Genomic DNA, 9,665 nt, shown 5'->3' with positions numbered 1-9,665 from the left:
GTGCGGCCAGCAGCATGCCCCGTCCCGGCGGCGCCGCGGGCCCGCGCCCGCAGGCTCCCCGTCCCGGTGCTCCTCGTCCGGGCGCTCCGCGTCCCGGCGTCGGTGCCGGCCCCCGTCCCAATGGCTTCGGTCAGCGTCCCGCCGGTGGCGGCGCGGGTCGTCCCGGTGGTGCCGGCGGTGGCTTCCAGCGTCCCGGCGCCGGTGCCCCCGGCGCGGCCGGCGGCTTCCGTCCCGGCTTCAGCGGACCCCGTCCCTCCGGTGGTGGCGGTCGAGGCCGCGGCCCCGGTGGCGGAACCGCCGGTGCGTTCGGTCGTGGTGGCGGCAAGAGCAAGGCACGCAAGTCGAAGCGGACGAAGAGGGCCGAGTTCGAGATGCGGTCGGCCCCGTCGCTGGGTGGCGTCAGCGTCCCCCGCGGCGACGGCAACACGATCGTCCGTCTGCGTCGTGGTGCGTCCATCAGCGACTTCGCCGACAAGATCGACGCGAGCCCCGGCAACCTGGTGACCGTCCTGTTCCACCTCGGTGAGATGGCGACGGCGACCGAGTCGCTCGACGAGGCCACCTTCCAGGTTCTCGGCGAAGAGCTGGGCTACAACATCCAGGTCGTCTCGCCCGAGGACGAAGACAAAGAGCTCCTCGAGGGCTTCGACATCGACCTCGAGCAAGAGCTCGAGGACGAGGACGAGTCCGTCCTGCAGATCCGCCCCCCGGTCGTCACGGTCATGGGCCACGTCGACCACGGAAAGACCCGTCTGCTCGACGCGATCCGCAACGCCAACGTGGTCGCCGGCGAGGCCGGTGGCATCACGCAGCACATCGGCGCCTACCAGGTGTGGGCTCCGCACGAGGGCGTCGAGCGCGCCATCACCTTCATCGACACCCCCGGTCACGAGGCGTTCACCGCCATGCGTGCCCGTGGTGCCCAGGTGACCGACATCGCGATCCTCGTGGTCGCGGCGGACGACGGCATCATGCCGCAGACCGTCGAGGCGTTGAACCACGCCCAGGCGGCCGGCGTGCCGATCGTCGTCGCGGTCAACAAGATCGACAAAGAGGGCGCGAACCCGGCGAAGGTGCGTCAGCAGCTCACCGAATACGGCCTCGTCGCCGAGGAGTACGGCGGAGACGTCATGTTCGTCGACGTGTCGGCCCGTGACAACAAGAACATCGACGCCCTCCTCGAGGCCGTCCTGCTCACGGCCGACGCCGGTCTCGACCTGCGCGCCAACCCCGACAAGGACGCCCGCGGCGTCGCCATCGAGGCCCGTCTCGACAAGGGTCGCGGTGCCGTCGCGACGGTCCTGATCCAGTCGGGCACGCTGCGCGTCGGTGACGCCATCGTCGCCGGTACGGCCTACGGCCGCGTCCGCGCCATGGTCGACGAGAACGGCGACTCGGTCGACGAGGCCTACCCGAGCCGGCCCGTGCTGGTCCAGGGTCTGTCGAGCGTTCCCCGGGCCGGTGACACCTTCCTCGTCACCGAGGAGGACCGCACCGCCCGTCAGATCGCCGAGAAGCGCGAAGCCGTCGAGCGCAACGCCTCGCTGGCCAAGGCCCGCAAGCGCATCTCGCTCGAGGACTTCACCCGTGCTCTCGAAGAGGGCAAGGTCGAAGCCCTCAACATCATCATCAAGGGTGACGTGTCCGGTGCCGTCGAGGCGCTGGAAGAATCGTTGCTCAAGATCGAGGTGGACGACAGCGTGCAGCTGCGCATCATCCACCGCGGTGTGGGTGCCGTCACCGAGAGCGACGTCAACCTCGCCACGGTCGACAACGCGGTCATCATCGGGTTCAACGTCCGTCCCGACACGAAGGCTCGTGAGCGCGCTGCTCGCGAGGGTGTCGACGTCCGGTTCTACTCGGTCATCTACGCGGCCCTCGAGGACATCGAGAACTCGCTCAAGGGCATGCTCAAGCCCGAGTTCGAGGAGAAGCAGTCCGGTGTCGCCGAGATCCGCGAGATCTTCCGCTCGTCGAAGGTCGGCAACATCGCCGGTGTCATCGTGCGCTCGGGAACGATCACCCGCAACGCTCGTGCCCGCGTGATCCGCGAGGGCGTCGTCGTCGGCGACAACCTGGCGATCGACTCGCTGCGTCGCTTCAAGGACGACGTCACCGAGGTGCGGACGGACTTCGAGGCCGGTATCGGTCTCGGCAAGTTCAACGACATCCAGATCGGCGACGAGATCGAGACCATCGAGATGGTCGAGAAGCCCCGGGGCTGACCCGGCGTCGTCGCAGTACACGAGGCCCCGCTCCGACTACGGTCGGGGCGGGGCCTCACCCCTCTCGCCACGGCGGCGAGCAGCACGAACAGGAGTGAACAATGGTTGACGCGCAACGCGCCCGCAAGATGGCCGACCGCATCCACGAGATCATCGCGCGGCGTCTCGAACGCGGCATCAAGGACCCTCGACTCGGGTTCGTGACGATCACCGACGTCAAGGTGACGGGAGACCTGCAGCACGCCTCGGTCTTCTACACGGTCTACGGCACCGACGAGGAACGGCGCGACACGGGTGCCGCCCTCAAGTCGGCGACCGGCATGTTGCGCAGCGAGGTGGGCAAGAACATCACCGCGCGGCTCACCCCGAGCCTCGAGTTCATCCTCGACGCACTCCCCGAGAACGCGGCCTCGATCGACCGTCTGCTGCAAGAAGCTCGCCAGCGCGACCACGAGAGCCAGACCATGGCCTCGTCGGCCGAGTACGCCGGCGACGCCGACCCGTACGTCAAGCCCCGCGACCTCGACGCGGACGACGACCTCGACGCGGACGACGAACTCGACGACGACCTGGCGATGGACGACGAGCTCGAGGCACCCGCCGCAGGCGAGTCGACCGAGCCCGACGGCTCGACCCGCTAGCCAGAGCACCCGTCAGGACGCCCCCGCCTCAGTCGGGCAGGCGATAGCCCTCGTCGGGCGACCCCGTGGCCAGACCGTCACGGAGCAGCCCGGCGAGGGCTCTCGCGCGTTGCACGTCGTCCGGCCAGACGGTCGCGATCTCGGCCGCCGTGACGGGGACGTCGCTGGCCCGCAGCTCGGCCAGGATCAATCCGCGCACCTGGCGGTCCGATCCCTCGAAGCGGGCCTGGGTCCGGAGGCGCGGCCCGGTGTGCGCAGGACGACCCGCCAGCACCCACGCGCATCGGTCGACCAGCGGGCAGACGTCGCACTTCGGTGACCGCGCCGTGCAGACCAGGGCACCCAACTCCATGACGCCCGCGTTCGTGACCCGCGCCTCCTCGAGGTCGTCGGGCAGCTGCGACTCCATCAGGGGGAGGTCGCGCGAGGCCTTCGGCGCCCACGGTTCGGCGAGTCCCTCGACCGCACGGGCCAGGACCCGGCGGACGTTCGTGTCGACGACGGGGTGCCGGTGGCCGTAGGCGAAGACCGCGACGGCCCGTGCGGTGTAGTCGCCGATGCCGGGCAGTGCCAGGAGCGAGGGGACGTCCTCCGGCACGACCCCGTGGTGTCGCTCGGTGATGGCCACGGCGGCGGCGTGGAGGGCCAGGGCCCGACGCGGGTAGCCGAGGCGTTCCCAGGCGCGCACGGCCTCGGAGGCCGGTGACGCCGCCAGGTCGCGTGGTGTGGGCCAGCGGTCGAGCCACTGCTCGAGTCGTGGCACGACGCGGGCCACGGGGGTCTGCTGGAGCATGATCTCGCTGACCAGCGTGCCCCAGGCCGTGAAGCCGGGACGCCGCCACGGGAGGTCGCGACCGTTCTCGCGGAACCAGGCGGCCACGGCGGGGGAGATGCTCACCGTACGAGCCTACGGCTCGTCGAGGGCGTGCCCGGCGAGGTCCCGGCCGTCGGGCGTACGGTGGCCTCATGACCACCCGATGGGCCCCTGCCAAGAAGGACACGCTGCGCGAACTCGCCACCGAGATCGTGCACAACTACGGGCGCGGACGCGTGCTCGTCGCGATCGACAGCGATGGAGGCGCGGGTGCGGCCGGTCTCGCCGACGACCTCCTCGAGGCCTTCCGCGAGCAGGGCCAAGCGGCGTTCCGTGCCTCGCTCGCCGGCTTCGAGAAACGGCCCGCAGGGGCATCTCGTGACTCCGCTCCGGTCCTCGACGAGAGCCTCTTCCGACGGGTGCTCGTCGAGCCGTTCCGGATGGGCGGCAGCACGGGCTGGGTCGACCGGGCCTGGGACGCCGACGCCGACCGTGCGGTCGAGTCCGCCTGGGTCACGGGCCCCGCCGACGCGGTGCTGCTCGTCGACGGCACCGACCTCGCCCGCCCCGGCCTCGCGGGGCTGTGGCACTACCGGGTGTGGGTCACGGCCGACGACTCGCGACTCGACGCCCGGGCCAGGGCCTCGGCCGTCGTCGACAACTCCGACCGCGAGCACCCCCGTCGACGTTTCGACGACGCGTGCTGAGCGCGTCCCCGGCTTGGTCGCGGTCCTGCTGCGCTAACGTCGTCGGGTGAACAGCGGTCTCCTCCTCGTCGACAAGCCGCAGGGCATCACCAGCCACGACGTGGTCTCCCGTGTGCGGAAGGCCGCGGGCACGCGCAAGGTCGGCCACGCCGGCACGCTCGACCCGCTGGCCACGGGGTTGCTGGTCTTGGGCCTGAACTCGTCGACGCGCCTCCTGACCTTCCTGGTCGGCCTCGACAAGGGCTACGACGCCACCATCCGCCTCGGCGTCTCCACCACCAGCGACGACAGCGACGGCGAGGTCGTCTCGACGACCGCGGCCGGAGACGTCACCGACGACGCCGTCGACGCCGGCATCGCGCGACTGACCGGGCCGATCAGCCAGGTGCCCACCACGGTCAGCGCGATCAAGGTCGACGGCCGTCGCGCCTACGACCTCGCCCGTGCCGGGGTCGAGGTCGAGTTGACGGCCCGCGACGTGACGATCTCCGAGTTCACCGTGCTCGAGCGACGCGACGCCGTCGTCGACGGTGTGCCCGTGCGCGACCTCGACGTGCGGGTCTCGTGTTCGTCCGGCACCTACGTCCGGGCCCTCGCCCGCGACCTCGGAGCCGACCTCGGCGTCGGGGGACACCTGACCGCACTGCGTCGGACGCGGGTCGGGCCGTTCGACGTGACCCGCGCCTCCGTCCTCGAGGGCATCGACGTCGCCCCGGCGCTGCTCCCTCCGGTCGACGTCGCCCGTACCCTCTTCCCCGAGTGGTCGATGACCGCTGCCGAGGCCGTCGACCTCGGGCACGGCAAGCGCGTGGCCGTCGAGCTGGCCGACACCCCGGGGCCCGTCGCCGCCGTCACCCCGACGGGCGCCCTCGCCGGCCTGGTCTCGGTGCGGGGCGGGGCCGCCAAGCCCATCGTGAACTTCCCGACCGACGAGGTGCAGGCATGATCGAGTGGTTCACCTGGGTGCAGGTCGTGGTGGCCGTGGTGGCCGGCATCGTCTGCGTGGTCGCCTGCTTCGCCAAGCGTCAGCCCGACGACATCACCGTCGGCACGGGTGCCGTCGTGCTGCTGCTCCTCTTGGTGCAGCTGGTCGTCGCGATCGTCGCGCCCTTCGTCGGCAACGGACCGACGGGCAACCTCGTCGAGTTCTACATCTACCTGGTCTCGGCCATCCTCCTGCCGCCCCTCGCGACGGTCTGGGCCCTCGTCGACCGGACGCGCTGGAGCAACCTCGTGCTGGCGACCTCGTCGTTCGCGATCGCGGTGATGGTCTACCGGATGTTCCAGATCTGGACCGTCCAGGGCCTCTGACCCACCCGGTCGGCGGTGGAGGCGTCGGAGTCCTATCCTTGACGAGATGGTCACTCAGAAGTCAACGCGCGCGGTCGGCCTCGGCCGGGTCCTCATCGCCGTGTACGCCCTCCTCGCCCTCGCCGCCACCGGTCGGTCGGTCTTCCAGATCGCGACCCAGTTCTCCGAGGCCCCGCTGGCCTACACCCTGAGCGCGTTGTCGGCCGTCGTCTACATCGTCGCCACCGTGGCCCTCATCGGTCGCGGCCAGGGGTGGTACGCCGTGGCCTGGGCGACCATCAGCTTCGAGCTCGCCGGCGTCCTGATCATCGGTCTCGTGACCGTGCTCGACCCCGAACTCTTCCCGCACGACACCGTGTGGTCGTTCTTCGGTCGCGGGTACGGCTTCGTGCCGCTCGTCCTGCCCGTGCTCGGCATCCTGTGGCTGCGCCGACAGGGCCGCGTGGCCCGGGCCGTCGACGCCTCGGGGGTCGACCGGGCGGGCGCCGACGGCGTGGGGGCCGGTGGGGTCCCTCGCGACCCGGGCACGACGAGGTAGCGCGCGTGCAGTTCTACGACCTGGTCGGCGACGTGCCGCCCGACTTCGGGCCGAGCGCCGTCACCATCGGCAAGTTCGACGGGGTCCACGTCGGGCACCGCGCCGTGATCGACATGCTCGAGGGGGTGGCGCGCGACGAGCGTCTCGTGTCCACCGTGGTCACGTTCGACCGGCACCCCTTGGCGGTCCTGCGACCCGACGACGTGCCGACGGCTCTCGTCAGCAACCGTCAGAAGCGCGAGCTGCTCGACGAGGCCGGGGTCGCCGCGACCCTCATGCTCACCTTCGACGCCGAGCTGCGGGCGCTGACGCCCGACGAGTTCGTCGACCGCATCCTCGTCGGGGCCCTGCACGCCCGCGTCGTGTTCGTGGGTGACGACTTCCGGTTCGGCGTGCGCGGCAGCGGCACCGTCGACACCCTGCGCGGCCTCGGTGCCTCGCGCGGGTTCCGGGTCGTGTCGATCGACGACGTGAGACCGAGTGGCGGCCGCCGAGCGTCGTCCACCTGGATCCGCGAGCTGATGGACGCGGGTGACGTCCGTGAGGCCGGCGTCCTGCTCGGCCGCGAGCCGTCGGTGCGCGGCATCGTCGTCCACGGAGAACAGCGGGGCCGCGAGCTGGGCTTCCCGACGGCCAACCTGGCCCGCGACAGCGAGGGGTTCGTCCCGGCCGACGGCGTCTACGCCGCCCGGGTCTCGGTCGGCGACACGCTCTACCCGGCGGCCGTGTCGGTCGGCAACAACCCGACGTTCGAGGGGGTGCCGGCCAAGCAGGTCGAGGCGCACCTGCTCGACGTCTCGCTCGACCTCTACGGGCTCGAGGTCACCGTCCACTTCGTCGACTGGGTGCGCGGCAACGTGCGCTTCGAGGGGCTCGACGCCCTGATCGCGCACATCCGGGCCGACGTCGTCCGCACGCGCGAGATCCTGGGGCTGCCGACCGCCTGAGGCGTCTCGCGTCGAGCGCCGTGAGTCGATCGTCCGGCGCACGTCGACGACGGGACGCCGAGCCGTGCGAGGGTGCGGCCCGACGGCCCCGAGGAGGCGCGGGTCACGTCGTCGACGTCACCCGCGCCTCCTCGGCTCGTCAGTACGACGTCGTGTCGTCGCCCGCGCCCGAGGCACGGCCCGTCTCGAGGCGGTGCGCCAGGTCGGCGAGGATCGTGCCGCTGGCGCTCGTGCCGAAGCGCGTGACGCCGAGGTCGAGCATCTCGAGCACGGTGTCGAGGCCGCGCACGCCGCCCGAGGCCTTGACCTGCACCGAGTCGGAGACCGCCTCGCGCATGAGGCGCAGGTGCGGGAGCGTCGCCCCGCCCCCCGCGAAGCCGGTGGACGTCTTGACGAAGGCGGCCCCGGCGCGCTCGGCGGCCGTCGAACCCGCGACGATCTGGTCGTCGTCGAGGTGGGCCGTCTCGAGGATGACCTTGACGAGCGTGTCGCCCGCCGCCTCGACCACGCCGCGCACGTCGGCCTCGACCTCGTCGGTCATGCCGCTGCGCAGCCAGCCGATGTTGACGACCATGTCGAGTTCGGCGGCGCCGTCGGCGATCGCCTGGCGCGACTCGGCGGCCTTGGCCGCCGTCGAGGTCGTGCCGTGGGGGAAGCCGATGACGGTGCCGACGAGCACGCCGGTGCCCTCGAGACGCTCGACGGCGTGCGCGATGTCGGAGGGCCGGACGCAGACGCTGAAGACGTGGTTCGCGGCGGCGTCGTCGAGGGCCGCGTCGACCTCGGCGCGGGTGAGCTCGGGCTTGAGGATCGCGTGGTCGATCATGCCGGCGACGGCGGAGACGGTGGGGAGCTGCTGGGTAGTCATGATGGGGTCCAGCGTAGCTTGGGCCCATGTCAGCGAACACTCCCGACGCCGAGCCGTCGAGCGCCCCCGTCACGAGCGACACCGACCACGCCGTGGCCTCCCGCCGGGTGCTGGTGACCGGGGCGACCGGGTACATCGGCGGGCGGTTGACGCCGCGGCTCGTGGCCGCCGGGGCGGACGTGCGGGTGCTGGTGCGATCGCCCGAGAAGCTGCGGGACGTGCCCTGGTCCGGCGACGTCGAGGTCGTCCAGGGCGACCTGACCGACCCCGAGACGGTGCGTCCCGCCATGGAGGGCGTCGACGTCGTCTACTACCTCGCCCACGCGATGGGTGGCAAGGGCGACTTCGAGCGCGCGGAGGCCGATGCGGCGCACACCGTCGCCGACGCGGCGCGCGACGCGGGTGTCCGCCGGATCGTCTACCTCGGCGGACTGCACCCCGAGGGCGACCTGTCGAAGCACCTGCAGTCGCGCAAGGACGTCGGCGACGTCCTGCTGGCGAGCGGGGTCCCGACCGTCGCCCTGCAGGCCGGCGTCGTCATCGGGTCGGGCAGCGCCTCGTTCGAGATGGTGCGCCACCTGACGGACGTGCTGCCCTACATGCCGGCACCGAAGTGGGTCCGCAACTTCATCCAGCCGATCGCCGTCCGCGACGTGCTGCACTACCTGCTCGGGGCGGCCGACGTGCCCGACGACGTCAACCGCACCTTCGACATCGGCGGTCCCGACGTGCTCCGGTACGGGCAGATGATGAACGGGTACGCCCTCGAGGCCGGCCTCAAGCAGCGGCCGATCGCGTCCCTCCCCGTCTTCACCCCGTGGCTCGCCTCGCAGTGGGTCAACCTCGTCACCCCCGTGCCCCGCGCCCTCGCCGTGCCGATCATCGCGTCGCTGCAATACGACTGCGTCGTGCGCGAGCACGACATCGACGCCGTCGTGCCCCCGCCCGCCGAGGGGCTGCTGCCCTACCGTCGCGCCGTCCGCCTCGCCCTGCAGCGTGAACAGGACGGCGACGTCGAGACCAGCTGGCAGGACTCGTCGGTCGCCGGCGCGCCGAGCGACCTGTTGCCGAGCGACCCCGACTGGTCCGGGCACATCGTCTACACCGACGACCGGCAGACCGACACCTCCGCTCCGGCCGCCGAGCTCTGGAAGGTGCTCGAGAGCATCGGCGGCGAGAACGGGTGGTACTCGTTCCCGCTGGCGTGGTCGGCCCGCGGCTGGATGGACCGACTGGTCGGGGGAGTGGGCCTCCGTCGCGGCCGCCGCAGTGCGACCACCCTGCGCGTCGGTGACGCCCTCGACTGGTGGCGGGTCGAGAAGCTCGATCGCGGCCACCTGCTGCGGCTCCGGGCCGAGATGAAGGTCCCCGGAGGCGCGTGGCTGGAACTCACGGTCGAGCCGCGTCCCGACGGCGGCTCGCACTACCGCCAACGCGCGGTGTTCTTCCCGCAGGGACTCGGCGGGCGCCTCTACTGGTTCGCGATCCTGCCGTTCCACGGCGTGATCTTCTCGGGCATGCTGCGGCGCATCACGGCGACGGCCGAGCGGGAGGCGGCCGCCCGGGCGACCGAGCGGGTGGCCGGTGCCGCGGGCGGGGCCACGACCGACGCGA

At 71.7% G+C, this 9,665-nt stretch carries 10 protein-coding genes; 8 read left to right on the top strand and 2 right to left on the bottom strand.

Annotated features, from left to right (window positions below):
- Window positions 1-2,225 (top strand): translation initiation factor IF-2 (gene infB / locus IFT36_RS13425; RefSeq protein WP_200413378.1); only part of this gene is annotated, 2,225 nt, incomplete at its 5' end.
- Between the two features lie 101 nt (window positions 2,226-2,326).
- Window positions 2,327-2,866: a 30S ribosome-binding factor RbfA gene (gene rbfA / locus IFT36_RS13420; protein ID WP_159826395.1), complete on the top strand. Its 540-nt coding sequence runs from the start codon at window positions 2,327-2,329 to the stop codon at window positions 2,864-2,866.
- 28 nt (window positions 2,867-2,894) lie between these two features.
- Here rbfA and IFT36_RS13415 read toward each other — a convergent pair whose 3' ends face one another.
- Entirely contained in the window at window positions 2,895-3,764 is an 870-nt protein-coding gene (locus IFT36_RS13415) for an HhH-GPD family protein (RefSeq protein WP_056045814.1), read from the bottom strand.
- A gap of 68 nt (window positions 3,765-3,832) precedes the next feature.
- Between IFT36_RS13415 and IFT36_RS13410 the strand changes: the two genes are divergently transcribed.
- From IFT36_RS13410 to IFT36_RS13390, 5 genes are read left to right on the top strand one after another with little or no spacing between them, the layout of a single operon-like run.
- A complete protein-coding gene (locus IFT36_RS13410; protein ID WP_056045810.1) occupies window positions 3,833-4,387 on the top strand; it encodes a nucleoside/nucleotide kinase family protein in 555 nt (184 codons plus the stop codon).
- 46 nt (window positions 4,388-4,433) lie between these two features.
- On the top strand, window positions 4,434-5,333 hold the full coding sequence (gene truB / locus IFT36_RS13405) for a tRNA pseudouridine(55) synthase TruB (protein ID WP_056045807.1): 900 nt from the start codon (window positions 4,434-4,436) through the stop codon (window positions 5,331-5,333).
- Window positions 5,330-5,698, top strand: coding sequence for a hypothetical protein (locus IFT36_RS13400; RefSeq protein ID WP_123570217.1), 369 nt, complete (start codon window positions 5,330-5,332; stop codon window positions 5,696-5,698). The genes truB and IFT36_RS13400 overlap by 4 nt, the downstream gene beginning before the upstream one ends.
- A 46-nt stretch (window positions 5,699-5,744) precedes the next feature.
- Window positions 5,745-6,236 carry a hypothetical protein gene (locus IFT36_RS13395; RefSeq protein WP_233568335.1) on the top strand — a complete coding sequence of 164 codons (492 nt, stop codon included), beginning with the start codon at window positions 5,745-5,747 and terminating at the stop codon, window positions 6,234-6,236.
- A 5-nt stretch (window positions 6,237-6,241) separates the two neighbouring features.
- Window positions 6,242-7,183 carry a bifunctional riboflavin kinase/FAD synthetase gene (locus IFT36_RS13390; RefSeq protein WP_123570216.1) on the top strand — a complete coding sequence of 314 codons (942 nt, stop codon included), beginning with the start codon at window positions 6,242-6,244 and terminating at the stop codon, window positions 7,181-7,183.
- Window positions 7,184-7,322: 139 nt separating this feature from the next.
- Here IFT36_RS13390 and deoC read toward each other — a convergent pair whose 3' ends face one another.
- Window positions 7,323-8,051, bottom strand: coding sequence for a deoxyribose-phosphate aldolase (deoC, locus tag IFT36_RS13385; protein WP_200413377.1), 729 nt, complete (start codon window positions 8,049-8,051; stop codon window positions 7,323-7,325).
- Between the two features lie 26 nt (window positions 8,052-8,077).
- On the opposite strand from deoC, the gene IFT36_RS13380 reads away from it, so the two are divergent.
- Window positions 8,078-9,665: SDR family oxidoreductase (locus tag IFT36_RS13380; protein ID WP_200413376.1), on the top strand; the 1,588-nt coding region annotated here is incomplete at its 3' end.

This window comes from Frigoribacterium sp. CFBP 13605 (assembly GCF_014839405.1).
Taxonomy (GTDB): domain Bacteria; phylum Actinomycetota; class Actinomycetes; order Actinomycetales; family Microbacteriaceae; genus Frigoribacterium.
This window is presented reverse-complemented; position numbering and strand designations above follow the sequence as displayed.

Bases quoted from the DNA above. Each gene is read 5' to 3' on its own strand.
- IFT36_RS13395 (WP_233568335.1), top strand. From the start codon at position 5,745: ATGGTCACTCAGAAGTCAACGCGCGCGGTCGGCCTCGGCCGGGTCCTC.
- IFT36_RS13400 (WP_123570217.1), top strand. From the start codon at position 5,330: ATGATCGAGTGGTTCACCTGGGTGCAGGTCGTGGTGGCCGTGGTGGCC.
- IFT36_RS13410 (WP_056045810.1), top strand. From the start codon at position 3,833: ATGACCACCCGATGGGCCCCTGCCAAGAAGGACACGCTGCGCGAACTC.
- deoC (WP_200413377.1), bottom strand. From the start codon at position 8,051: ATGACTACCCAGCAGCTCCCCACCGTCTCCGCCGTCGCCGGCATGATC.
- rbfA (WP_159826395.1), top strand. From the start codon at position 2,327: ATGGTTGACGCGCAACGCGCCCGCAAGATGGCCGACCGCATCCACGAG.